Source organism: Actinacidiphila sp. bgisy145 (assembly GCF_057708125.1).
The window spans coordinates 170,318-195,817 of the sequence record NZ_JBYIRL010000008.1; the positions used below are offsets into that span (position 1 = coordinate 170,318).

Below are 25,500 nucleotides of genomic sequence, written 5' to 3' on the forward strand. Positions count from 1 at the left end.
TGGTGTCGGGTCGAGGGTGTGGCGCTCACCCTACGACCGCGGGCACCGGACGGTTACCCGTCAGTAGGTGTGCCGTTGGTCACCGGGGTCCAGCGCAGCGTCATGTCCGGTTCCCGCTCCATGTTCCGCGAACCGTCGTTGCGGTCCACCACCGTGAAGCCGTGGCGCGCGTAGAACGCCTGAGCGTCGGTGTTGCGCTGGAAGACGTGCAGATCCAGGCCGTGCGGGCGGTGCGCCTTCGCGCGGGCCAGCAGCAGCGAGCCGATGCCGCGCCGCCGCGCGCCGGGCAGCAGGTAGAGGTGCTCCAGCCACTCCCCCTCCACCGCCGCGTATCCGAGGACGGTGCCGCCGCCGTCGACCGCGACCCAGACGTCGGACTGCGCGAGCACCACCTCGCGCACCCAGCGCTCCACCTCCGCGTCGGTACGCCTGCGCGGCGGCAGCCACGGCATCGCGGCTTCCCGCGAGGTGATGTGCACCTGGGCGATGGCGGCCGCGTCGGCGGCCTCCGCCGGACGGACGGATGCCTGCTGCTGCTCGGTTGCTGTCACGCCCGGCAGGCTAGGGCCTGCCGGGCGCGGACTCGACCGGTTTTCGCGGCCCGCGAGGCACTGCGGCCGGTCGGAATCAGGCGGCGTCAGGCTGCGTCAGTCGGCGTCAGTCGGCGTCAGTCGGCGTCAGGTGCTCGGTACCTCGTCCTGCGGCTCCAGGCCGGCCCGGATCAGGCCGTAGGCGTAGGCGTCCTCGAGGGCCTGCCAGGAGGCGGCGATGACGTTGTCGGCGACACCGACCGTGGACCACTCCGACGCGCCGTCGGAGGTGGTGATCAGCACCCGGGTGGTCGAGTCGGTGCCGGAGCGGCCTTCGAGGATGCGGACCCGGTAGTCGACCAGCGCGAAGGTGCCCAGCTGCGGGTAGATCCGCTCCAGCGCCACCCGCAGGGCCCGGTCGAGCGCGTTGACCGGCCCGTTGCCCTCGGCGGTGGCGACGATCCGCTCGCCCTTCGCCCACAGCTTCACCGTGGCCTCGTTGGCGTGCGAGCCGTCCGGGCGGTCCTCGGTGATGGCGCGCCAGGACTCGATCCGGAAGAAGCGGCGCGGGCCCTCCGGGTGGCCGCTCTGCAACTCGTCGCGCAGCAGCAGCGCGAAGGACGCGTCGGCGGCCTCGTAGGTGTAGCCGCGCAGCTCGCGCTCCTTGACGCGGGCCACCACCCGGCCGACCAGTTCGCGGTCGCCGCCGAGGTCGATGCCGAGCTCCTTGCCCTTCAGCTCGATCGAGGCGCGGCCGGCCATGTCGGAGACCAGCATCCGCATGGTGTTGCCGACCCGTTCGGGGTCGATGTGCTGGTAGAGGTCGGGGTCCACCTTGATCGCGGAGGCGTGCAGCCCGGCCTTGTGCGCGAAGGCGGACACGCCCACGTACGGCTGGTGGGTGGAGGAGGGCAGGTTGACGATCTCGGCGATGGCGTGCGAGATGCGGGTCATCTCGCCGAGCGCGCCCTCGGGCAGCACCCGCAGGTCGTGCTTGAGTTCCAGGGCCGCGGTGACGGGGAAGAGGTTGGCGTTGCCGACCCGCTCGCCGTAGCCGTTGGCGGTGCACTGGACGTGGGTGGCGCCGGCGTCGACGGCGGCGAGGGTGTTGGCGACCGCGCAGCCGGTGTCGTCCTGGGCGTGCATGCCCAGCCGCGCGCCGGTGTCGGCGAGCACCTGCGCGGTGACGGTCTGGACCTGCTTGGGCAGCATCCCGCCGTTGGTGTCGCACAGCACCACCACGGACGCGCCGGCCTCGTGGGCGGCGGCCACCACGGAGGTGGCGTAGCCGGGGTTGGCGCGGTAGCCGTCGAAGAAGTGCTCGCAGTCCACGAAGACCCGGCGGCCCTGCTCGACCAGGTACGCGACGGTGTCGCGGACCATCGCGAGGTTCTCCTCCAGCGTGGTGCGCAGCGCCAGTTCCACGTGCCGGTCATGGGACTTGGCGACCAGGGTGATGACCGGGGCGCCGGACTCCAGCAGCGCGTTGACCTGCGGGTCGTCGGCGGCCTTGGTGCCCGGGCGGCGGGTGGCGCCGAACGCGACCAGCGTGGCGTGCTTCAGGTCCAGCTCAGCGGCGGCGCGGGCGAAGAACTCGGTGTCGCGGGGGTTCGCACCGGGCCAGCCGCCTTCGATGAAGCCCACGCCGAAGTCGTCCAGGTGCCGTGCGATGCCCAGCTTGTCGGCGACGGTGAGGTTGATGCCCTCGCGCTGCGCGCCGTCGCGCAACGTGGTGTCGAAGACGTGGAAGCTGTCGTCGGGTTCGGCGGTCATGGTGGTTGCAACTCCTGTCGGGTGGGTGGGGTTGGCCCCGGACGGCGTTCATCCGGAGGTTCCGACTCCACTTGCCCCCAGTCTCCTCGTGCGGTTCCGCCTCCGGCGCGGGTGGGCCGGGAAACGAAAAAACCCCTCGCGGATGCGAGAGGTCTGCACGCGGGTCTGGGGCACGGTGAGGTTCCACCTGGGTTCAGCGGAAGCGTCACTGCGGACCGGCGTGCCTGCGGCCAATAATCAGCGTGGCGTACGAGGACACGCGAGCAGTGTGGCACACCTTTCCGCCATACGGGTGGCCGTCTCACGTTCTGAGCAGGACGGCGAGCCCCCCGCCACGGCAGGCGGGGGGCTCGGCAGCGTACCGGCGCTCACGCGCCCAGGGGGTGCATCCAGCCGTGGGGGTCGGGGGCGTGGCCGGTCTGGATGTCGAGCAGGGCCTCGCGCAACCGCAGGGTGACCTCGCCCGGACCGCCGTCGCCCACCGTCCAGTTCGCCCGGGTGGACTTGATCGAGCCGACCGGGGTGATCACGGCCGCGGTGCCGCAGGCGAACACCTCGGTGAGGGTGCCGTCCTCGTTGCCCTGCTTCCAGTCGTCGACGCTGATCCGGCCCTCGCCGACCTCGTACCCCAGGTCGGCGGCGATCGCGAGCAGGGAGTCCCGGGTGATGCCGGGCAGCAGCGAGCCGCTGAGCGAGGGGGTGACGATGCGGTTGCCGTAGACGAAGTACAGGTTCATGCCCCCCATCTCCTCGATCCAGCGCCGCTCGATCGCGTCGAGCCACACCACCTGGTCGCAGCCCTGCTCGGCAGCCTGCGCCTGGGCGACGAGGGAGGCCGCGTAGTTGCCGCCGGTCTTGGCCGCGCCGGTGCCGCCGGGGGCCGCGCGGACGTACTCCTCGGACAGCCACACCGAGACCGGCTTGACCCCGCCGGAGAAGTAGGCGCCGGCCGGGGAGGCGATGACCAGGAAGAGGTACTCGCGGGAGGGCCGGACACCGAGGCCGACCTCGGTGGCGATCATGAAGGGCCGCAGGTAGAGGGATGCCTCGCCCTGGCTGGGCACCCAGTCCTTGTCCTGGCGGACCAGCACGTCGCACGCCTCGACGAAGGTCTCCACCGGCAGCTCCGGCATCGCCAGCCGCCGTGCGGAGTTCTGGAAGCGCCGCGCGTTGGCCTCGGGCCGGAAGGTGGCCACGCCGCCGTCGGGCTGGCGGTACGCCTTGAGGCCCTCGAAGATCGTCTGGGCGTAGTGCAGCGTCATGTTCGCCGGGTCGACCGACAGCGGCGCGTACGGCACCAGCTGGGCGTCGTGCCAGCCGCGGCCGTCGGTCCACTTGATGGTGACCATGTGGTCGGTGAAGTACCGCCCGAAGCCGGGGTCGGACAGGATCGCTTCGCGCTCCACCGCGGGCAACGGGTGCGCGGAGGGCTTCAACTCGATCGTGGGCGTCGTCATCTTCTGTTCCTTCACCGTGTCGCTGACGCCCTCGACCGTACTGCTAGGACGTCCTACTTTCCCGCCAGGAAGCGGCCCCGTCACCGATTATCGCAGCGACGGGGCCGGGTGGTACCTCGGGTGGGCCGGCTTCCCGCGTCAGCCGGCCACCCGCGCGGCCAGCGCGTCGCCGATCTCGACCGTGGAGCGGGCCGGGCGGCCGGCGCGCTCGGCGAGGTCCGCGTGGACGGCGGCGTCGATCCGGTCGGCCTCCGCGTCGTAGCCGAGGTGCCGCAGCAGCAGCGCGACGGACAGCACGGTCGCGGTCGGGTCGGCCTTGGACTGGCCGGCGATGTCGGGCGCCGAGCCGTGCACGGGCTCGAACATCGACGGGAACTCGCCGCTGGGGTTGATGTTGCCGCTCGCGGCCACACCGATGCCGCCGGATACGGCCGCGGCGAGGTCGGTGACGATGTCGCCGAAGAGGTTGTCGGTGACGATCACGTCGAACCGCTCGGGCTGCGTCACCAGGAAGATCATGGTGGCGTCGACGTGCAGGTAGTCGGTGGTGACCTCGGGGTACTCCTTGCCGACCGCCTCGAAGATCCGGGTCCACAGGCCGCCGGCGTGCACCAGCACGTTGTTCTTGTGCACCAGGGTGAGCTTCTTGCGCGGGCGGGCCTGGGCGCGGGCGTAGGCGTCGCGCACCACGCGCTCGATGCCGTAGGCGGTGTTCAGGCTCACCTCGGTGGCGACCTCGGCCGGGGTGCCGGTCCTGATCGCGCCGCCGTTGCCGGTGTAGGGGCCCTCGGTGCCTTCGCGGACCACCACGAAGTCGATGTCCGGGCTGCCCGCGAGCGGGGTGCCCACGCCCGGGAACAGCTTGCTGGGCCGGAGGTTGACGAAGTGGTCGAAGGCGAACCGCAGCTTCAGCAGGAAGCCGCGCTCCAGGACGCCGGAGGGCACCGACGGGTCGCCGATCGCCCCGAGCAGGATCGCGTCATGGGCCTTGAGCTCGGCCAGGTCCGCGTCGGTGAGGGTCTGACCGGTGGCGTGGTACCGCTTGGCGCCGAAGTCGTACTCCTTCGTCTCCAGCTTGGTTTCCTGCGGGAGCGCCGCGGCGAGGACTTTGAGACCTTCGGCGACGACTTCCTGACCGATTCCGTCGCCGGGGATCACTGCGAGGTTGATGCTGCGAGACATGCGGGGCACCCTACTCCGCGTCTTGACCTATGACACAGCACGTCCGCATGTCGGACGCAGCATCTCCGGTGCGTTCTGGGCGCGTGCGGTATGCGCGCGGCTCAGTGCTCGTGGCCGGTGGAGCCGCCGTTGTCGCGGCGGTCCATGGAGCGCTGGAGGGCGCGCAGGGCGTTCTGGCGGGCGTCGTCGTCCATGGGAATCAACTCCGTTGAAGAGTGGTACCGACGGGTGGTGAGACGTGCCAAGGAACGCGGGCGGAGAGCAGCGCCGCGGGGGTGGCCCGCCTGGAGGCGCCTGGCTCGCATCCGCCGTCCGCTCGGTCGAGCGGGAAACGTTCGGCTCATTCAAAGTTAGGACACAGCGCGCGCCCTGTCCCCAGGTTTACTCGGACTTCCTACTATCTGAGACGACCGGCCGTTCGTTCGGCCGTACGGAGGCCGTGTAGGGGCCGGACAGGGAACTGCCCCCGTCTCCGAGGCCGGGAGGCGGGGGCAGTGGCGCGGGGGCGGTCAGCCCTGGTGCGGGTAGCGGTAGTCCGTCGGCGGGACCAGCGCCTCCTTGATCGCGCGGGTCGACGTCCAGCGCAGCAGGTTCTGCGCGGAGCCCGCCTTGTCGTTGGTGCCGGAGGCCCGCGCGCCGCCGAACGGCTGCTGGCCGACCACGGCGCCGGTCGACTTGTCGTTGATGTAGAAGTTGCCCGCCGCGAAGCGCAGCCGCTCCATCACGTGGGCCACGGCCGCCCGGTCGCGGGCGATCACCGAACCGGTCAGCGCGTAGGAGGCGACCGACTCCATCTGGTCGAGCATCGCGTCGAACGCCGCCTCGTCGCTGTCGTCGTAGACGTACACCGCCAGCAGCGGGCCGAAGTACTCCTCGCGGAAGATCTCGTGCTCCGGGTCGGTGGCGACAAGCACCGTCGGGCGGACGAACCAGCCGACCGAGTCGTCGTACGTGCCGCCGGCCACCACCTCGACGGCCGGGTCGGCCTTGGCGCGCTCGATCGCGGCCTTGTTCTTGGCGAACGCGGCGCCGTCGATCAGCGCGCCCAGGAAGTTGCTCAGGTCGGTGACGTCGCCCATGGCCAGGCCGTCGACCTCGGCGGCGAACTCCTCCTTGAAGCCGCCCTCCCACAGCGAGCGCGGCAGGTAGGCGCGCGAGGAGGCCGAGCACTTCTGGCCCTGGTACTCGAAGGAGCCGCGGGTCAGCGCGGTCTTCAGCACCGCCGGGTCCGCCGAAGGGTGGGCGACCACGAAGTCCTTGCCGCCGGTCTCGCCGACGATCCGCGGGTAGGAGCGGTAGCGCTCGATGTTCTCGCCGACCGTCCGCCACAGGTACTGGAAGGTCCTGGTCGAGCCCGTGAAGTGGATGCCGGCCAGCTCCGGATGGGTGAGCGCCACCTCCGAGACGGCCTCGCCCCGCCCGGTGACGAGGTTGATGACGCCGTCCGGCAGCCCGGCCTCCTTCAGCAGCCGCATCACCAGCAGCGCCGAGTGGGTCTGGGTCGGCGACGGCTTCCACACCACCACGTTGCCCATCAGCGCGGGCGCGGTGGGCAGGTTGCCGGCGATGGCGGTGAAGTTGAACGGCGTGATCGCGTAGACGAAGCCCTCCAGCGGGCGGTGGTCCAGGCGGTTCCACACCCCGGGGGAGTTCGTCACCGGCTGCTCGGCGAGGATCTGCCGGGCGTAGTGGACGTTGAACCGCCAGAAGTCGACCAGTTCGCAGGGGCTGTCGATCTCGGCCTGCTGCACCGTCTTGGACTGGCCGAGCATGGTGGAGGCGACGAGCGTCTCGCGCCAGGGGCCGGAGAGCAGTTCGGCGGCGCGCAGGAAGATCGCGGCGCGGTCGTCGAAGGAGGTGGCGCGCCAGGCGGGGGCCGCGGCGAGCGCCGCGTCCACCGCGTCCCGGGCGTCCTGGGCGTCGGCGGCGGCGCTGGTGCCGAGCCGGGCCGCGTGGTGGTGCGGCTGCACCACGTCGAACCGCTCGCCGCGCCCCATCCGCTCGGTGCCGCCGATCACCAGCGGCAGGTCGATCGGGTTGCCGGCCAGCTCCTTGAGCTTCGCCTCGAGCCGGGCGCGTTCCGGGCTGCCGGGCGCGTAGGTGTGCACCGGCTCGTTGACCGGCGCGGGGACCTGGGTCACAGCGTCCATGGAGCGTGTCTCCTTGTGGGATCGGTTCGGCGGAACGGTTCGACGGATCGGTTCGGCGGAACGGTTCAGCGGCTGGGGGCGAAGGAGCGCAGGAAGAAGGCGAGGTTCGCCGGGCGCTCAGCGAGGCGGCGCATGAAGTACCCGTACCAGTCTGCGCCGTAGGGGACGTAGATGCGCATGCGCTCGCCGGCCGCCGCGAGCCGGCGCTGCTCGGCGGTGCGGATGCCGTAGAGCATCTGGAACTCGTACGACCCGGCGGCCCGCCCGTTGCGGGCGGCGAGTTCCTGGGCGATGGCGATCATGCGCGGGTCGTGCGAGCCGACCATGGGGTAGCCCTCGCCCTCGAAGAGGATGCGCAGCGCGCGCACGTAGGCGCGGTCGACGGACTTGCGGTCCTGGTAGGCGACGTGCGCGGGCTCCTTGTAGGCGCCCTTGACCAGCCGGACCCGGGAGCCGACGGTGGCCAGCTCCTTGGCGTCGGCCTCGGTCCGGAAGAGGTACGACTGGAGGACCGCGCCGGTGCGCGGGTGCTCGCGGCGCAGCTCGCGCAGGACCGCCAGCGTCGAGTCGACGGTGGTGTGGTCCTCCATGTCGAGGGTGACGGTGGTGCCGGTCGCGGTGGCGAGCTCGGCGACCGCGCGGACGTTCTCCAGCGCGATGTCGTGGCCGCCGTCGGGCAGCGCCTGGCCGAAGGCGGAGAGCTTCACCGACACCTCGGCGCGCCCGCCGAGGTCGGCGGTGGCCAGTGTCTCCAGCAGCCGCAGGTAGGCGTCGCGGGTCTGCCGGGCGGTGGCGCGGTCGGTGACGTCCTCGCCGAGGTGGTCGAGGGTGACCTCCAGGCCGGCGGCGGTCAGCGCGTGGACGGTGTCCATCGCGGGGTGCAGCGCGTCGCCCGCGACGAAGCGGTCCACCACCGGACGGGTGACGGGGGCGGCGGCGACGACGCGGCGCAGCCGGTCGCTGCGCGACGCGGCGAGCAGCACGGGACCGAGCACTTGGGGCCTCCTGGCGGATGGCGGGCTGCCGGGGCGGTGGGACCGCCGGGCGGGGCCGGTGGGCGGATGGGCGGGTTGCCGGTGCGGCGGGGGTGGCCGCCGCACCGGGGCGGCGGCACGGATCGCGTGCCGTCACCGCGAATGTAGGTACGGGCCCGCCCGGTGGGCCATCGACACCTGTCACGCATCCGGGTGCGACCCCTCATACAGATGTATGAGGCCCGTGGAGGACAATGGACGGGTGGCCGCTGACTACGGTGATTTCCAGGATCTGGTGGACGAGGTCTCGGCGCTCCTCGGGGCGCCCGCGACGCTGGAGGACCGGGACTTCCGGCTGATCGCGTTCGGTGTGCACGACAGCGACGACGAGGCCGCGGTCGACCCGGTGCGGACCCGGTCGATCCTGACCCGGCGCTCCACCGCGGAGGTCCGCGCCTGGTTCGAGCAGTTCGGCATCGCCCGCGCCACCGCCCCGGTCCGCATCCCCGCGGCGCCGTCCGCGGGGGTCTTCACCGGCCGGCTGTGCCTGCCGGTGCGGCACGCCGGGGTGGTCTACGGCTATGTGTGGCTGCTGGACGAGGCCGACCACTCCCCCGGGCAGCTCGGTGCGGCGATGGCGGTCGCGGCGCGGATCGGGGACCGGCTCGCGGCGATGTCCGCGGCCGGGGCCGAGGCCGGTCAGGCACTGCGGGCGCTGCTCACCGGGGCGACCCGGGCCGCGCTGGACACCGCGGAGGAGGCGCTGCGCAAGGCGCTGGGGCCGGACGCGGACGAGCCGCACGCGCTGGTGTGCGTGTGGCCGCCGGAGCGGGGCGGCAAGCGGCTGGCCGGGCCGCCGCCGGAGGGCTGGGCCGGCCGCGCCGACGACCTGCCCGGGGCGCGGACCGTGCCGGGCGCCGCGGCGATCGCCCGGGTGCCGGGGTGGGGGCGCTGGGCGGCGGTGGCGGTGCTGGTGCGGCTGCGCTCGCCGCAGGTGCTGGCGCCCGCGCGGACGGCGGCGACCCGGGTGCTGGCCGCGGTCGCGGCGGGCGGCCCGGGTGAGGCGAACGGGGCCGGCGGGGCGCAGGAGCCGGTGGCGGGGGTGAGCGACGCGCGCACCTCGCTGGCGGAGCTGCCCGGCGCCTGGCAGGAGGCGACCGCGTCCGCCCGGGCGGCCCGGGCGCAGCCGCTGCTCGGGCCGGTCGCCAAGTGGTCGGGGATCGGGCCGTACCGGCTGCTCACCGCGCTGCCGGCCGAGGCGTCGCCGGACCCGGCGATCGCCTCCCTGCTCACCGACGCGCACCGCGAACTCGCCCACACCGCCGAGGTGTTCCTCGACCACGCGGGCCAGGCCGGGCGGACCGCCACCGCACTGGCGATCCACCGCCAGACGCTCTACTACCGCCTGTCCCGGATCGAGCAGCTCACCGGACTCGACCTGGCCGACGGCGAGTCCCGCCTGCTGCTCCACATGGCACTGAAGGCCGCCCGCCTGTAGCGGGACGTGGCGGCACGGTCGGACAGCGCTACATGCGGTCGATCTCGGTCAGGTCGATGTCGATGGTGTACGGGGCGGAGACCTTGAGGCGGTCGTGGTGGATGCCGGTCAACTCGTACGCGTGGCCGAGCCGGTCCAACTCGTAGGTGTGGACCACCGGGCGACCGATTTCCGTCCGCTCGACCAGCCAGAAATGCGGAATTCCCGCACGTGCGTAGAGCAGCGGTTTGCGCTCACGGTCACGGTCGGCGGACTCCGGCGAGACCACCTCCACCGCGAGGACCACGTCCTCGGCACGGTAGCTCGTCTCACCATGTCCGGCCTTCGGCACCGCACGTTCGTGCAGGACCGTCAGGTCCGGCTCAGGCCGGTTGGTCTTGTCAAGCACGATGGTCATTTCTCGGCGCACCCGAAGGTCCTTCGGCGCGAAACCGCGCAGCGCGTGGACCAGCAGGTCCAGGACCAGCGCATGGAAACTCTTCTGCGGACTCACGAAAACGAGGCTCCCGTCGATCAGCTCGGTGTGCGGCGGGAGATCGGGGATGCGGTCGAGGTCGTCCGCGGTGAAGCCACCCGGAGGGGGGAAAACCCAGTCCGGGAGTTTTTCGGCAGTCATCTGTCCTCCCATGGACGGGATCGTGTCGGCATTGATCAGATGAACGCCAGAAAACACCGGCGCCACCACCCGAACGAGTGATTTGTACTACCGGTGTTTTCTGGTCACGTCATAAAGACAAGCCTACGCGCCACCGCGGTCCGGAATCAGTCCGTAAGGTTGACCGCGCGGGCGGACGTGGCGCCGATCTCGTCGGCGATGTCGGTGAGGACGCCGGCGGGGATGGTGGAGTCGACGGTGAGGGCGACGAGCGCGTCGCCGCCCGCGGCCGCGCGGGCGACCTGCATGCCGGCGATGTTGACGCCGACCTCGCCGAGGATGCGGCCGACGGTGCCGACCACGCCCGGGCGGTCGGTGTAGCGCAGGAACGCCATGTGGTCGGCGAGCGCCAGGTCCACGTCCTCGTCGCCGACCGCGACGATCTTCTGGAGGTTCTTCGGGCCGGCCAGGGTGCCGGACACCGACACCTCGGTGCCGTCGGCGAGGGTGCCGCGCACGGTGACGAGGTTGCGGTGGTTGGGCGACTCGGAGCTGGTGGTGAGGCGGACCTCCACCCCGCGCTCCTGCGCGAACAGCGGTGCGTTGACGTAGGACACGGTCTCGGCCACCACGTCCTCGAACACGCCCTTGAGCGCGCTGAGTTCGAGCACCTTCACGTCGTGCTGGGTGATCTCGCCGCGGACCTCGACGTCCAGGCGGGCGGCGACCTCGCCGGCCAGCGCGGTGAAGATCCGGCCCAGCTTCTCCGCGAGCGGCAGCCCGGGCTTGACGTCCTCGGCGATGACGCCGCCCTGCACGTTGACCGCGTCCGGGACCAGTTCGCCGGCGAGCGCGAGCCGCACCGACTTCGCGACCGCGATGCCCGCCTTCTCCTGCGCCTCGTCGGTGGAGGCGCCCAGGTGCGGGGTCGCCACCACGTTGTCGAACTGGAAGAGCGGGGAGTCGGTGCACGGCTCCTTTGCGTACACGTCCAGGCCGGCGCCGGCGACCCGGCCCTCCTTGAGGGCCGCGGCGAGCGCCTCCTCGTCGACGATCCCGCCGCGCGCGGCGTTGACGATCCGCACCGACGGCTTGACCTTGTGCAGCGCCTCGTCGCCGATCAGGCCCAGCGTCTCGGGGGTCTTCGGCAGGTGGACGGTGATGAAGTCGGAGACCTCCAGCAGCTCGTCCAGGGAGAGCAGCCGGACACCCATCTGCGCGGCGCGGGCGGGCTGCACATAGGGGTCGTAGGCGACGACGTTCATCCCGAAGGCCGACATCCGCTGGGTGACCAGCACACCGATCCGGCCCAGGCCGACCACGCCGAGGGTCTTCTCGCTCAGCTCGACGCCGGTGTACTTGTTCCGCTTCCACTCCCCGGCCTTCAGCGCCGCGTTGGCGGGCGCGATGTTCCGGGCGGTGGCGATGATCAGCCCGCAGGCGAGTTCGGCGGCGGTGACGATGTTGGAGGTCGGGGCGTTCACGACCATGACGCCGGCCTTGGTGGCGGCGGCCACGTCGACGTTGTCCAGGCCGACGCCCGCGCGGGCGACGACCCGCAGTTTGCCCGCGGCGGCGACCGCCTCGGCGTCCACCTTGGTGGCGCTGCGGATCAGGATGGCGTCGACGTCGGCGATCGCGGACAGCAGCTCGGCTCGGTCCGCGCCGTTGCAGTGCCGGATCTCGAAGTCCGGGCCGAGCGCGTCGACCGTGGCCGGCGACAGCTCTTCTGCGATGAGTACGACAGGCTTCTGGCTCACGTGGTCCTCACTTGTTCCTGCGGGGGCGGCCGGTCCCGTGGGGCCGCTCCTGGGAGGGCGGGGTAGTGGGCGAAGAAGAAGCCCACCCATCCGGGGGATGGCATGCCGCGTGGAAGACGCACGACGCTGTGAGCCTGACGCGCTTGTTAAGGGAGTGTATCGGCGGGGTGGATCAGCGCCATCGCCGAAATGGAAGGATCACCCTCAAGGGTTGCGTCGCTTCGTACAAACCCCGCCCCGAATCCCCCGTTCAGGGGCACTGCCGGGGGCGGGGTCGTGTACGAAACGAGGCGCGCGGGGGCCGGTCCGGGACGGCCCGGACCGCGGGGCTTACGCCTCCTCGTCCACCCAGCTCATCAGCTTGCGCAGCTTCTTGCCGGTGGTCTCCAGCAGGTGGTTCTCGTCGGCCTTCTTGTACTCGTTGTACTTCGGCAGGCCGGCGTTGTACTCGGCGATCCAGTTGTTGGCGAAGGTGCCGTCCTGGATCTCGCCGAGGATCTTCTTCATCTCGGCCTTGGTGTTCTCGTTGATGATCCGCGGGCCGGTGACGTAGTCGCCCCACTCGGCGGTCTCGGAGACCGACCAGCGCATCTTCTCCAGGCCGCCTTCGTACATCAGGTCCACGATGAGCTTCAGCTCGTGCAGGCACTCGAAGTACGCGATCTCCGGCTGGTAGCCGGCCTCGACCAGGGTCTCGAAGCCCGCCTTGACCAGCGCGGAGGTGCCGCCGCACAGCACCGCCTGCTCGCCGAAGAGGTCGGTCTCGGTCTCCTCGGTGAAGGTGGTCTTGATGACGCCGGCGCGGGTGCCGCCGATGCCCTTGGCGTAGGAGAGCGCCAGCGCGAAGCCGTTGCCGCTCGCGTCCTGCTCGACGGCCACGATGCACGGCACGCCGCGGCCTTCCTCGTACTGGCGGCGGACCAGGTGGCCCGGGCCCTTCGGGGCGACCATGCAGACGTCGACGCCGGCCGGCGGCTTGATGAAGCCGTAGCGGATGTTCAGGCCGTGCCCGAAGAAGAGGGCGTCGCCGTCCTTGAGGTTGTCCTTGATGGACTCCTCGTAGACGCGCGCCTGGATCGGGTCCGGCACCAGGACCATGATGACGTCGGCCTCGGCCGCGGCCTCGGCGACCGTCACCACGCGCAGGCCCTGCTCCTCGGCCTGCGCCTTGGACTTGGAGCCCTCGTGCAGGCCGATGCGCACATCGACGCCGGAGTCGCGCAGCGACAGCGCGTGGGCGTGGCCCTGGCTGCCGTAGCCGATGACCGCGACCTTGCGGCCCTGGATGATGGACAGGTCGGCGTCGTCGTCGTAGAACAGCTCGGCCACTTCGGGTATCTCCTTGGTTCGGTTGGTACGGCCCACCGTACGCCGGTGGGCGGGAAGGGGTTTCGGGGTCTCGCCATGCGGATCGGCCCGCGCGCGGGTCGCGCGCGCCGGGCCGTCCGCCGCGTCACGCGGAGCGGTCGAGCGCGCGCAGGCTCCGGTCGGTGATGGAGCGGGCGCCGCGGCCGATGGCGATGGTGCCGGACTGGACCAGCTCCTTGATGCCGAACGGCTCCAGCATCTTGAGCATGGCCTCCAACTTGTCGGCGCCGCCGGTGGCTTCGATGGTGACGGCCTCCGGCGAGACGTCGACGGTCTTGGCGCGGAAGAGCTGCACGATCTCCACGACCTGCGAGCGGGTGTCGTTGTCGGCCCGCACCTTCACCAGGACGAGTTCGCGGGCGACCGCGGCCGTCGGGTCGAGTTCGACGATCTTCAGCACGTTGACCAGCTTGTTGAGCTGCTTGGTGACCTGTTCGAGGGGCAGTTGGTCCACCACGTTGACCACGATGGTGATCCGGGAGATCTCGGGGTGCTCGGTGGTGCCGACCGCGAGGGAGTCGATGTTGAAGCCGCGGCGGGAGAACAGCGCGGTGATCCGGGCCAGGACGCCGGGCTTGTTCTCCACCAGGACGGAGAGGGTGTGCTTGGACATGTCAGTGGTTTCCTTCGCTCGTCCCGGCTCGCTCAGTCGTTTTCGCTGTCGCCGAAGTCAGGGCGGACGTCGCGCGCGGCCATGATCTCGTCGTTGGAGGTGCCGGCGGCGACCATCGGCCAGACCATGGCGTCCTCGTTCACGATGAAGTCCACCACCACCGGGCGGTCGTTGATCTCGTTCGCCTTGGCGATGACCGTGTCCAGCTCGTCGGGCGACTCGCAGCGCAGCCCGACGCAGCCCATCGCCTCGGAGAGCTTCACGAAGTCCGGCACCCGGGTGCCGTGGTTGCGGATGGAGCCGACGCCCTGGGTGGAGCCGGGCACGTGCTCGGCGCCGTCGTGCAGCACCGTGTTGGAGAACCGCTCGCCGTAGAAGAGGTTCTGCCACTGGCGGACCATGCCCAGGGCCCCGTTGTTGATGACGGCGACCTTGATCGGGATGTTGTTCAGCGCGCAGGTGACCAGTTCCTGGTTGGTCATCTGGAAGCAGCCGTCGCCGTCGATCGCCCACACGGTCTGCTCCGGGCGGCCGGCCTTGGCGCCCATCGCGGCGGGCACCGCGTAGCCCATGGTCCCGGCGCCGCCGGAGTTGAACCAGGTGCCGGGCTGCTCGTACTTGATGAACTGCGCGGCCCACATCTGGTGCTGGCCGACGCCGGCGGCGAACAGGGTGCCCTCGGGGGCGAGTTGCCCGATCCGCTCGATGACCTGCTGCGGGGCGAGGCTGCCGTCGCCGGGCGTCTCGTAGCCGAGCGGGTAGGTGTTGCGCCAGAAGGACAGCTGCCGCCACCAGTCGGTGTAGTCGCCGCGGTGGCCGGCCTCGTGGTCGGACTGGACGGCGACGATCAGGTCCGCGAGCACCTCGCGGGCGTCGCCGACGATCGGCACGTCGGCGATCCGGTTCTTGGAGATCTCGGCCGGGTCGATGTCGGCGTGCACGACCTTCGCGTTCGGCGCGAAGGTGTCCAGCCGGCCGGTGACGCGGTCGTCGAAGCGGGCGCCGAGCGCGACGATCAGGTCCGACTTCTGGAGCGCGGTGACCGCGGAGACGTCGCCGTGCATGCCGGGCATGCCGACGTGCTGGGGGTGGCTGTCGGGGAACGCGCCGAGCGCCATCAAGGTGGTGGTCACCGGGGCGCCGGTCAGCTCGGCGAGGATGCGCAGCTCCGCGGTGGCGCGGGCCTTGAGCACGCCGCCGCCGACGTAGAACACCGGGCGGCGGGCCTCGTTGATCAGCCGGGCGGCCTCGCGGATCTGCTTGGCGTGCGGCTTGGTCACCGGGCGGTAGCCGGGCAGGTCCTGCTGCGGCGGCCAGCTGAAGGTGGTCTCGTTCTGCAGCGCGTCCTTGGCGATGTCGACCAGGACCGGGCCGGGGCGGCCGGTGCCGGCGATGTGGAACGCCTCGGCGATGGTGCGCGGGATCTCGGCCGGGTCGGTGACCAGGAAGTTGTGCTTGGTGATCGGCAGGGTGATGCCGCAGATGTCGGCTTCCTGGAAGGCGTCGGTGCCGATGGACTTCGAGGCGACCTGGCCGGTGATGGCCACGATCGGCACGGAGTCCATGTGCGCGTCGGCGATCGGGGTGACCAGGTTGGTGGCGCCCGGGCCCGAGGTGGCCATGCACACGCCGACCTTGCCGGTGGCCTGGGCGTAGCCGGTGGCGGCGTGGCCGGCGCCCTGCTCGTGGCGGACCAGCACGTGGCGGACCTTCACGGAGTCCATCAGCGGGTCGTACGCCGGCAGGATCGCGCCGCCCGGGATGCCGAACACGGTGTCGGCGCCTACGGCCTCAAGGGAGCGGATGAGGGCCTGTGCACCAGTCATGCGCTCCGCGGGGGCGGCGGGCGCCGCGCTGCGGCTCCGCTGCGGGTGGTGGGACCCGGTGGCCTGCTCGGTCATCTGCGTTCTCTTCTCTCGAAGATGAGGGTTTGCGGTGGTGCGTCGCTGCTCTGGTACTGCGGTGGCCGGCGGCGACGGGCTGCCGCCGGGCAACAAAAAACCCCCCGTGCCGTGAGGCAAGCGAGGGGAGCGCGCCGGTGCGGTGCGAGGCGTAGGGGCCTCGGTCAGCCGACGCGCTTTCCAAGTACGAGAATTCGGGTGCGCATGGCTCCGACCCTCCTCCCGCCCCCGCTTTGGTGTCAAGCCGGTGGGACGGGCGTCTCATTATTCGAGCATACCGGGTAGCCGCCGCGGGCCAGCGAGCCGCGCAGGTGGTGCTCGTCGAGCGGGCCGGAGAAGGCCATGCCCAGGCCCTGGGCGCAGCCCATCTCGTGCATCGCCTGGAGCTGCTCGGGGCGGTCGATGCCGTCGGCGACGGCGCGGATGCCGAGGTCGGCGGCGATGTCCAGCAGGCCGCCGGTGATCTTGCGCAGCCGGCCGGACTCGACCACGCCGTCGGTGAAGGCGCGGTCGAGCTTGATCATGTCCACCGGGAGGGTGCGCAGGGCGCCGAGCGCGCCGTATCCGGCGGCGAAGCCGCCGAGCGCGATGCGCACGCCGAGCCGGCGCAGGCCGGTCAGCCGGCGCTCCAGCTCCTCGGGGGCGATCCGGGGGTCGCCCCCGGTCACCTCGACGACCAGGCCGCTGGGCGGCAGCTCGTGGCGGGCGAGCAGCCGCTCGATGCCGGTGGCCGGCTGGTCGCGGTGGAGCAGACGGCCGGCGGACAGCCGTACGGTGACCGGGACGCGGTGGCCGGCGCCGTAGCGCAGCGCGGCCTGTTCGACGGCCTGGTCGAGCAGGCGGTCCAGCAGGCGCCCGGTCCCTAACGCGCGCTCGCCGCCGTCACCGGAGTACAGGAACTCGGCGGGCGTGGAGAGTATGCCCTGCGGGGTGCGCCAGCGGGGGCGGGCCTCGACGCCGGTGATCCGGCCGCCGACCAGTTCCACGACGGGCTGGTGCAGCAGGGTGAACTCGCCGTCGTCGAGGGCTTTGCGCACCCGCCCGGCCAGTTCGTTGCGCCGCACGGCGTCGGATTGCAGCCGCGGGGCGTACAGCTCCACGCGGCCCTTGCCGGCCTGTTTTGCCCGGTACATCGCGAGGTCGGCGTGGCGCATCACGTCGCCGGGGGCGGCGCCGGGCTCGGCGAAGGCGATACCGACGCTGGCGCCGACCCGGACCTCGATGCCGTCCACCCGGTAGGGCTCGGAGAGGACGGCGCGCAGCCGGTCGGCGATGTCGCGGACGCGGTCCTCGACGGTGGCGGCGGGCCGGCCGGGGGCAGCGGCGCCGGGAGCCGGCCCGGTGCTTGCGCCGGTGCCAGGGCCGGTACCGGGGCCCGCGGCCGGGTCGGGGGCGGGCAGTGGCTCGGCGGGGGCCGCGCGGGGCCCGGGGATCGAACCGTGCCCGAGGTACGCGCAGTGGCCCGGGTGCCCGCCGGGGTGGGCGGGACAGGGCAGGTGGCCGGGGGCGGCCCCGGCGTGGTCGGCGCTCCCCTCGGGGTGCGCCGGGTGCGCCGGGTGCGCCGGGTGCGTGGGGTGCCCTGGAGACCCGGGCGCCTGCGCGGCGGCGGGGGCCGCCTCCGGGCCCGAGATGAGCGCGGCGAACTCGTCGCCGCCGAGGCGGGCCGCCACGTCGCCGGAGCGCAGGGTGTCCCGCAGCCGGCGGGCGGCCTGGATCAGCAGGTCGTCGCCCGCCTGGTGGCCGACCGTGTCGTTGACCGCCTTGAAGCCGTCGAGGTCCACATAGAGCACGGCGGCCCTGGCGTCCCCGGCCCGCCGGCCGCCGACCGCGCGGCCGAGCCGTTCCAGGAACAGGGCGCGGTTGGGCAGGTCGGTGAGCGGGTCATGGGACGCGTTGTGCTGCAACTGGGCCTGGAGCCGCACGCGTTCGGTGATGTCGCGGCTGTTGAAGATCAGGCCGCCCTGGTAGCGGGTGACGCTGGACTCGATGTCGAGCCAGCCGTGGCGGTCGGCGCGGATGCGGCACTCGATGCGGGTGGCCGGCTCCTCGCCGGGCGGGGCGGCCAGGAAGCGGCGCACCTCGTGCAGGACGCGGCCCAGGTCCTCGGGGTGGATGTGGGCGGCCAGCTCGGTGCCGACCATCTCCTCCGGGTCCCGGCCGTAGACGCCCTGGGCGGCGGGGCTGACGTAGCGCAGCACGCCGGTGGGCGCGGCGATCATGATGACGTCGCTGGAGCCCTGCACCAGGGAGCGGAAGTGGTTCTCCTTGTGGGCCAGTTCCTGGGTGAGGGCGATGTTGTCGAGGAGCATGATGCCCTGGCGGACCACGAGCGCCAGCACCACGGTGCAGCCGGTGAGCAGCACGACGCGGTCGCACGTCTGGCCGGTGATCACGTTGTACAGGATGCCGAGGGTGCAGACGGCTGCCGCCAGGTAGGGCGTGAGGGCGGTCAGCGAGGTGGCGACCTTGCGGGTGGTGGCGCCGGCCCGGCGGGCGGGGTGCGGGTGGGCGTACAGCCGCGCGCCGACCCAGGGCGCGTACGCCAGCAGCAGGCTGCCGGCGAACCAGCCGGCGTCGAGCACCTGGCCGGAGCGGTAGTGCGCGCGCAGCAGCGGCGAGGTGAACAGCGCGTCGCACAGCACGGTGAGCGCCAGGGCGGCGATCGCGGTGTTGACGGCGGCGCGGTTGACCCCGGCGCGCCGGAAGTGCAGCGCGAGCACCATGCTAACCAGCACGATGTCCAGCAGCGGGTAGGCCAGTGACAGGGCCGTCCGGGCGGTGCTGGGAGCGTCGATCGCGGCGGTGCGGGCCAGCGCCAGGCTCCAGGACAAGGTGAGCAGCGAGCCGCCGATCAGCCAGGTGTCCAGCGCCAAGCAGACCCAACCCGCCCTGGTCACCGGGCGTTTGGCGAGCACCAGCAGCCCGATGATCGCGGGCGGGGCGAACATCAGGAAGCAGAAGTCGGCGGCGGAGGTCTGCGGCACGGGACGGCGCAGCACCACTTCGTACCATCCCCAGATGCCGTTGCCCAGGGCCGTCATCGCGGAGGAGCAGGCGAACAGCAGCCAGGCCGGGCGGTGCGGCCCGGCCTGGCGCCGGGCGTACAGCAGGGCGGAGACCGAGGCGGCGGACGCGGCCGCGGCGAGCCCGAAGTCGCCCATGACCAGGGCCATTTCGTGGCTTCCCCAGCCGAGTGCGGCGCCGGTGGTGTAGCCGCCGCAGACCAGGGCCAGCAGGAGTTGGGGCAGCAGGCCGACGGCGGCGTGGCCCTCGGCCTCGGCGGTGGTCTGCGGCGCCGCGAGCACGGCTCCCCCGGTGCTCATGCCGCGCTCCGCTGTGCCGCGGTACGCCGGTGCCGCGTGATCGGTCCGCACGGTCGGTCCTGCATCACCCGCCCCCTCACTTCGTCGTCGTTCACAGCGCCGCGCCCGTGGTCGTTCGGTCACAACGTGCCCCCGAATGCCGACGATACACCAGATTCGTCACTCTGGGATAGGTCTTTCCTACTGTGTGTAACCATCAGGGGGTTGCCGGCATTCCCGGACCAGGTGGCGCCGCCCGGCGGGCCGTTCAGTTCCCGGCGACCACGTTCTCCAGCGGCAGGCCGGCCGCGAACCGCTCCAGCTGCGCGCGCACCAGGCGCTTGGCGCGCGGCAGGAAGGCGGAGGTGCTGCCGCCGACGTGCGGGCTGACCAGCACCCCCGGCGCGTGCCACAGCGGGTGCCCGGCCGGCAGCGGCTCGGGGTCGGTGACGTCGAGCGCCGCCGTGAGCCGCCCCGACTCGGTCTCGGCGAGCAGCGCCTTGGTGTCCACCACCGGTCCGCGCGCGACGTTGACCAGCAGCGCGTTGTCCTTCATCGCCGCCAGGAACGGGGCGTTGACCAGTCCCCGGGTCTGCTCGGTGAGCGGGGTGGTGAGCACCACGACGTCGGCGGACGGCAGCAGCGCGGGCAGCTCGGCCATGGCGTGGACCGGCCCGCGCGGCGCGTCCCGCCGGGTGCGGGCGACCCGGTCGACGGTGCACTCGAAGGGCGTCAGCCGGTCCTCGACGGCCGAGCCGATCGAGCCGTAACCGACGATCAGCACCCGGCGGTCGGCGAGCGCGGGGTAGAAACCGGCGTACCACTTCTCGTTGTCCTGGCCGCGGACGAAGCGCGGGATGCCGCGCAGCGAGGCCAGGATGAGCGCGAGGGTCAGCTCCGCGGTGCTGGCCTCGTGCACGCCGCGGGCGTTGCACAGCCGGACGCCGGCCGGCAACTGCCCGAGGTGGGGTGCGATGTGGTCGACGCCCGCGCTGAGCGTCTGCACCACCTGGACTTGGCTCATCCGCGGCAGCGGGCGCGCGCCGAGCACGGGCCCTCTCATGTACGGCACGACGTAGAAGGCGGCCTCGGCGGGGTCGGCGGGGTACTCGTCGGCGCCGTCCCAGAAGACGTAGTCGAAGGCGTCGGGCAGGTCGTCGAAGTCCGCGGGCGGCAGCGAGAGCCACACGGTGGGGCGCTCTCCGGAGGTGCCGCGGGCCGCGGTCCGGTCGCTTCGGGTGGTGTCGGTCATGGTCAGGAGGCTATGACACAGTGGGGCGGCGCAAGGAGGTTGTGACGGGTGGAGCGCAGAAGGGTCGGGGCCACGGCGCTCGACGTGGGCGCGGTCGGCCTCGGCTGCATGCCGATGAGTTGGGGCTACGGCCCCCCGCGGCACCGCGGCGTGTCAGCCCCCGCCGGGCGCGGCAGCGGCATCGAGCAGTCGCTGCGGGTGGTGCACGCCGCACTCGACGCGGGCGCCACCTTGCTGGACACCGCCGACATGTACGGCCCGTTCACCAACGAACTGCTGCTGGGGCGGGTGCTGGAGAAGCGCCGGGCGGACGCGTTCGTCGCCACCAAGTGCGGGCTGCTCGTCGGCGAGCAGCACCTCGTGGCCAACGGCCGCCCCTCCTACGTGCGCAGGGCGTGCGACGCGTCGCTGCGGCGGCTGCGGACCGACACGATCGACCTCTACCAGCTGCACCGGGTCGACCCGGAGGTGCCGGTCGAGGAGACGTGGGGGGCGATGGCGGAGCTGGTCGCGGCCGGCAAGGTGCGCGCGCTGGGCCTGAGCGCGGTGGGCGCGCGCGGCCGCCGCACCCGGGGCGGCCGCGCGGGCGGCGGCCGGTACGACGAGACGATCCGTCATCTCGCCCGCGTGCAGCAGGTCTTCCCGGTCGGCTGCGTGCAGGCGGAGCTGTCGGTGTGGGCGCCGGAGGCACTGGCGGAGCTGCTGCCGTGGTGCGCCGCGCGCGGCATCGGCTTCCTGGCCGCGATGCCGCTCGGCAACGGCTTCCTCACCGGCACCCTCACCCCCGGCGAGGGCTTCGCGCCGGAGGACCTGCGGGCCCGGCACCCGCGGTTCACCGCCGAGATGATGGCCGCCAACCAGCCGATCGTGGCCGGGCTGCGCCGGGTCGGCGCGCGGCACCGGGCGAGCGCGGCGCAGGTCGCGCTCGCCTGGGTGCTCGCGCAGGGCCCGTCGGTGGTCCCGCTGCCCGGCACCCGCTCCGCCGAGCGGGCGGCACAGAACGCGGCGGCCGCCGACCTCGCGCTGACCGCCGCGGACCTCGAGGAGATCGCCGCGCTGCCGCCCGCGCAGGGCTCCTGGGACTGACCGCCCGGCCCGCGTCCGCGCCCGGCCGGGCGGTGTGACGCCGACCGCGTCGGGCCCGAACTGCCCCTGGGCAACGGCGGGATGTGGTGTGCTTGGCTGCTGGAGCGGCCCGGCGGTGCGGGCCCGGCGGAACTGGTGGAGCGCGTGGATCGACGGTTGCGGGAGCTGACGGTGGCGGACGGCGGATCGGCGCGCGGGCCCGTACGAGGGCTCCTGGCCCGACCCTTCAACAGGCCCGGCAGGCCCGGCGGCCCCGCTCGCGGAACCGCTCGCAGGCTCGTACGCGGGCCGGTACGCGCGCCGGTGCGGCGCGCCGCGTGGCTCGCGCCGGCGCTCGCCGCGGTGCTGGTCGGCGGCTGCTCCTCGGCCGCGTCCCCGAACCTGGCGCACCCGGTGTCCCCCACCGCGTCCGGCACCGCGCGCTCCGGCGGCGGCGCGCCCTCCGGGTCCGCCGCCCCCTCCGCCCCGGTGTCCACCCCGCCCGCCAAGGGAAGTGCGAAGGTCACCGCCACCATGGCGACCGGGCTGAGCGCGCCGTGGGGGCTGGCCCGGCTCCCCGACGGCAGCCTGCTGGTGGGCGCGCGCGACACCGGCCGGATCTCCCGGGTCGACCACGCGACGCACGCGGTGAGCGAGGTCGGCCTCGTGCCGGGGGTCGCCCACACCAAGGGCGGCGAGAACGGCCTGCTGGGCCTGGCGGTCTCCCCGGACTACGGCTCCGACCACCTCGTCTACGCCTACTTCTCCACCGAGTCCGACAACCGGGTCGCGAGCTTCCTGTACGACCCGTCGCGGCCCAAGGGCGAGCAGCTGGGCGCGCCCGACACGCTGCTGCGGGGCATCCCGACCGGCACCCAGGACGACGGCGGCCGGATCGCGTTCGGCCCCGACGGCGACCTCTACGCGGGCACCGGCGACGCCGGCCGGCGCGCGCTCGCCCAGGACGCCTCCTCGCTCGGCGGCAAGATCCTGCGGATGGCGCCCGACGGCGCCGCCCCCGCCGACAACCCGACGTCCGGCTCGCTGGTCTACGCGACCGGCTTCCGCAACGTCCAGGGCCTGGACTGGGACGGCCAGGGGCGGCTGTGGGCCTCGGAGTTCGGGCAGGACACCTGGGACGAGCTGGACCTGGTCAAGCCCGGCGGCAACTACGGCTGGCCCACGGTCGAGGGCACCGCCCACCGGGCCGGGCTGGTGGACCCCGTCGAGCAGTGGCACCCCGCTGACGCCTCCCCCAGCGGCGTCGCCTACGCGGCCGGCTGCGTCTGGACGGCCTCCCTCAAGGGCGGCCGGCTGTGGCGGGTCCCGCTGGCCGGCGCCAAGCCGTCCGCCGCCCCGCAGGCGTTCCTCACCGGCACCTACGGCCGCCTGCGGACCGTCGTCGCCCTCGACGACCACACGCTGCTGCTCACCACGAGCAACACCGACGACCGCGGCACCGCCCGCTCCGGCGACGACCGGGTGCTCGAACTCACCGTCTCCTGACCGCGATCGGGCCCGTCGCGGCGGGCCCGATCGCGGCGGCTACACGGTGACGCGCGGCGGCGCGGGCGGCGGGACAGGTGACGGGACAGGCGGCGGGACGACGGACACCGCGACGGGCGCCGCGGGTGCCGGCACCGCGACCGGGACGGGCACCTTCGCGTCCGGACCGCCGCCCGGCACCACTTCGATGTCCAGCCGCGGCAGCCTCCGGTCCAGCCAGCCCGGCAGCCACCAGTTGGCCGGGCCGAGCAGGTGCATCAGCGCCGGGACCAGCAGTGTGCGCAGTACGAACGCGTCGAGGGCGACGGCCGACGCCAGCCCGATGCCGAACATCGCGATCACCCGGTCCCCGCTGAGCACGAACGCCAGGAAGACCGCGACCATGATGACCGCCGCCGAGCTGATCACGCGGCTGGTCTCGGCGAGTCCGACCCGTACCGCCCGGCCGTTGTCGCCCGTCTCCCGCCACTCCTCGTACATCCGGCTGACCAGGAAGACCTGGTAGTCCATGGACAGCCCGAACAGCACGGGGACGAGGATCACCGGCAGGAAGGGCTCGATCGGCCCGGCCCGGCCCAGGCCCAGCCACTCGCTGCCCCAGCCCCACTGGAAGACCGCGGTGACCACCCCGAAGGACGAGGCGACCGCGGCCACGTTCATCAGCGCCGCCTTGACCGGGACACCCACCGAGCGGAAGGCGACCAGCAGCAGGAGGCAACCGAGCCCCACCACGCAGCCGACGAACAGCGGCAGCTTCCCGACCACCACGGCGGCGAAGTCGTCGTAACTGGCCGTGGAGCCGCCGACGTCGACCTCCAGGTCGGTGCCCCGCTCCGCCGCCGGCAGGACCTGGTGGCGCAGTTCGCCGACGAGGCGGGAGGTGGCGGTGGACTGCGGGGAGGTGGTGGGCACCACCGTGATGACGCCGGTGCTGCCGGCGTCATCGAGGTCGGGGCCGGATACCGACGCGACGCCCGGGGTGTGGCGCAGGGTGTCCGGCAGGTGTTCCAGGGCGACCAGCCCGCCCGCGCTGCCGGTGGTGGCCACCAGCGTCAGCGGGCCGTTGCTGCCGGGTCCGAAGCCCTCGGCGAGCAGGTCGTACGCCTTGCGGGTGGTCGAGGTCGAGGGGTCGTTGCCCTGGTCGGAGGTGCCCAGGTGCAGCGAGAACGCGGGCAGGGCGAGCACCACCATGGCGGCGGCGGCGAACGCGCCGAGCAGCCGGGGGTGGCGCGAGACGAAACCGGACCAGCGGGCGGCGGCGCCGGTGGGCGGGGCCGCCGGGCTGTCGGCGCCGCGGCAGCCCGGATGGCGTTCGGCCCGGCGGTGCTGCGCCGCCGGGCAGCCGCCGCCGTGCGCCAGCACCCGCCGCTCCCGGCGGCTGAGCGCGCGGTGCCCTATGACGCCGAGCAGCGCCGGCAGCAGCGTCACCGACGCAGCCACCGTGAGCAGCACCGTCAGTGAGGCGGCGACGGCGACGCCGTCCAGGAAGTCCAGCCGCAGCAGCAGCATCCCGAGCACCGCCACGCACACGGTGCCGCCGGCGAAGACCACCGCCTTGCCGGTGGTGGCCACCGCCTCCTCGGCGGCACGGGCCACCGGCAGACCGCGTTTGAGGCCCTTGCGGTGCCGGGTGACGATGAACAGCGCGTAGTCGATGCCGACGCCGAGCCCGATCAGCATGCCGAGCATGGGGGCGAAGTCGGCGACGGTCATGGCGTGGCCGAGCAGGACCGTGGCCATGTAGGCGGTGCCGCAGCCGATCAGCGCGGTGGCGATCGGCAGCAGCATCGCGGCGAACGACCCGAAGGCGACCAGCAGCACCACCGCGGCCACCGCCACCCCGACCGCCTCGCTGAGGTGGGCGCTGGCCGCCTCGGTGGTGCCGACCGCCTCGCCGCCGAGCTCGACCTCCAGGCCGGCCCGCTGTCCGGACTTGGCGGTGTCGACCAGGGCCTGGGCCTGGGCGCGGCTGACCCCGTCGGCGTCCTTGCCGTAGCCCACGGCGGCGTAGGCGGTGTGCCCGTCGGCGCTGATCTGGGTGCCGCCCGCGGCGCTGTAGGGGCTGGTCACGGAGGTGACGCCGGGCAGGGTGCGGGCCTGGTCGAGCACCTTGGTCATGGTCTGCTCGACGGCGGCGGCGCGGACGGTGCCGTGCCCGGTGTGCCACACGATCGTGTCGGAGTCGCCGGCCTGCGCGGGGAAGGCGGTGCGCAGCAGTTGCGCGGCCCGGCCGGACTCGGTGTTCGGCGCTTCGTACTTCTGGGAGTACGTGGAGCCGGCGACGGCGGCGGCCGCGGTGAGCCCGAGCAGCGCGGTCAGCCACAGCAGCACCACGAGGAGGCGGCGGCGGAAACACCACCGAGCGAGTACGGCCATGGGCTGCTGTCCCCTTGCGGGTGCGGTTGGTCGGTACGCCGGGTGGGTTCCGTGGCGACACGTTCCGCCTACTCTGCCAGCAGATAACGGTTTTTTGCGTCTTTCGTGCTTCTCCTCACAAGTGTCCGAAAGGGATAAAGAGTTCCGGTGGCAGGCGAAGGCGGCCGCACCCCGTTGGCAGCACGAAGGAGGCGGCCC

General features: G+C 72.8%; 17 protein-coding genes. 3 read left to right on the forward strand and 14 right to left on the reverse strand.

Features of this window, described 5'->3' with window-relative positions; translation table 11 throughout:
* Nucleotides 1-53: 53 nt before the first annotated feature.
* From AC3ERT_RS09820 to AC3ERT_RS09845, 6 genes are all read right to left on the reverse strand, one after another.
* A complete protein-coding gene (locus AC3ERT_RS09820; RefSeq protein WP_335974201.1) occupies nt 54-551 on the reverse strand; it encodes a GNAT family N-acetyltransferase in 498 nt (165 codons plus the stop codon).
* A 126-nt stretch (nt 552-677) separates the two neighbouring features.
* A complete protein-coding gene (gene cimA, locus AC3ERT_RS09825) occupies nt 678-2,303 on the reverse strand; it encodes a citramalate synthase (protein ID WP_435130787.1) in 1,626 nt (541 codons plus the stop codon).
* Between the two features lie 368 nt (nt 2,304-2,671).
* Nucleotides 2,672-3,760, reverse strand: a complete 1,089-nt coding sequence (locus AC3ERT_RS09830; RefSeq protein WP_335974209.1) for a branched-chain amino acid aminotransferase — start codon at nt 3,758-3,760, stop codon at nt 2,672-2,674.
* 138 nt (nt 3,761-3,898) lie between these two features.
* On the reverse strand, nt 3,899-4,942 hold the full coding sequence (locus tag AC3ERT_RS09835) for a 3-isopropylmalate dehydrogenase (protein WP_435130786.1): 1,044 nt from the start codon (nt 4,940-4,942) through the stop codon (nt 3,899-3,901).
* Between the two features lie 509 nt (nt 4,943-5,451).
* Complete coding sequence (gene pruA, locus AC3ERT_RS09840; RefSeq protein ID WP_435173645.1) at nt 5,452-7,092, reverse strand: L-glutamate gamma-semialdehyde dehydrogenase; 1,641 nt, start codon at nt 7,090-7,092, stop codon at nt 5,452-5,454.
* Nucleotides 7,093-7,157: 65 nt separating this feature from the next.
* Complete coding sequence (locus tag AC3ERT_RS09845) at nt 7,158-8,087, reverse strand: proline dehydrogenase family protein (RefSeq protein WP_435173646.1); 930 nt, start codon at nt 8,085-8,087, stop codon at nt 7,158-7,160.
* 214 nt (nt 8,088-8,301) lie between these two features.
* Between AC3ERT_RS09845 and AC3ERT_RS09850 the strand changes: the two genes are divergently transcribed.
* Entirely contained in the window at nt 8,302-9,564 is a 1,263-nt protein-coding gene (locus tag AC3ERT_RS09850) for a PucR family transcriptional regulator (RefSeq protein WP_435173648.1), read from the forward strand.
* Between the two features lie 28 nt (nt 9,565-9,592).
* Here AC3ERT_RS09850 and AC3ERT_RS09855 read toward each other — a convergent pair whose 3' ends face one another.
* The 7 genes from AC3ERT_RS09855 to AC3ERT_RS09885 form a co-directional block, all read right to left on the reverse strand.
* Nucleotides 9,593-10,180: a Uma2 family endonuclease gene (locus tag AC3ERT_RS09855; RefSeq protein ID WP_435173684.1), complete on the reverse strand. Its 588-nt coding sequence runs from the start codon at nt 10,178-10,180 to the stop codon at nt 9,593-9,595.
* A gap of 146 nt (nt 10,181-10,326) precedes the next feature.
* Nucleotides 10,327-11,919, reverse strand: a complete 1,593-nt coding sequence (gene serA, locus AC3ERT_RS09860; protein ID WP_335974224.1) for a phosphoglycerate dehydrogenase — start codon at nt 11,917-11,919, stop codon at nt 10,327-10,329.
* 330 nt (nt 11,920-12,249) lie between these two features.
* Nucleotides 12,250-13,248 carry a ketol-acid reductoisomerase gene (gene ilvC, locus AC3ERT_RS09865; protein WP_335974227.1) on the reverse strand — a complete coding sequence of 333 codons (999 nt, stop codon included), beginning with the start codon at nt 13,246-13,248 and terminating at the stop codon, nt 12,250-12,252.
* 124 nt (nt 13,249-13,372) lie between these two features.
* Nucleotides 13,373-13,900, reverse strand: a complete 528-nt coding sequence (gene ilvN, locus AC3ERT_RS09870; RefSeq protein WP_335974241.1) for an acetolactate synthase small subunit — start codon at nt 13,898-13,900, stop codon at nt 13,373-13,375.
* 32 nt (nt 13,901-13,932) lie between these two features.
* Nucleotides 13,933-15,801: an acetolactate synthase large subunit gene (locus AC3ERT_RS09875; protein WP_435173650.1), complete on the reverse strand. Its 1,869-nt coding sequence runs from the start codon at nt 15,799-15,801 to the stop codon at nt 13,933-13,935.
* Between the two features lie 239 nt (nt 15,802-16,040).
* Nucleotides 16,041-19,124, reverse strand: coding sequence for a putative bifunctional diguanylate cyclase/phosphodiesterase (locus AC3ERT_RS09880; RefSeq protein ID WP_435173652.1), 3,084 nt, complete (start codon nt 19,122-19,124; stop codon nt 16,041-16,043).
* Nucleotides 19,125-19,371: 247 nt separating this feature from the next.
* A complete protein-coding gene (locus AC3ERT_RS09885; protein WP_435173686.1) occupies nt 19,372-20,292 on the reverse strand; it encodes a 2-hydroxyacid dehydrogenase in 921 nt (306 codons plus the stop codon).
* A gap of 111 nt (nt 20,293-20,403) precedes the next feature.
* Between AC3ERT_RS09885 and AC3ERT_RS09890 the strand changes: the two genes are divergently transcribed.
* Together AC3ERT_RS09890 and AC3ERT_RS09895 are read left to right on the forward strand one after the other, a co-directional pair.
* On the forward strand, nt 20,404-21,441 hold the full coding sequence (locus AC3ERT_RS09890; RefSeq protein WP_435173654.1) for an aldo/keto reductase: 1,038 nt from the start codon (nt 20,404-20,406) through the stop codon (nt 21,439-21,441).
* A gap of 303 nt (nt 21,442-21,744) precedes the next feature.
* Nucleotides 21,745-22,926, forward strand: a complete 1,182-nt coding sequence (locus tag AC3ERT_RS09895; protein ID WP_335974256.1) for a PQQ-dependent sugar dehydrogenase — start codon at nt 21,745-21,747, stop codon at nt 22,924-22,926.
* A gap of 39 nt (nt 22,927-22,965) precedes the next feature.
* On the opposite strand, the gene AC3ERT_RS09900 is transcribed toward AC3ERT_RS09895, so the two are convergent.
* Nucleotides 22,966-25,302 (reverse strand): MMPL family transporter, encoded by a 2,337-nt coding sequence (locus AC3ERT_RS09900; RefSeq protein ID WP_435173657.1) that lies wholly within the window; start codon nt 25,300-25,302, stop codon nt 22,966-22,968.
* Between the last annotated feature and the right edge of the window lie 198 nt (nt 25,303-25,500).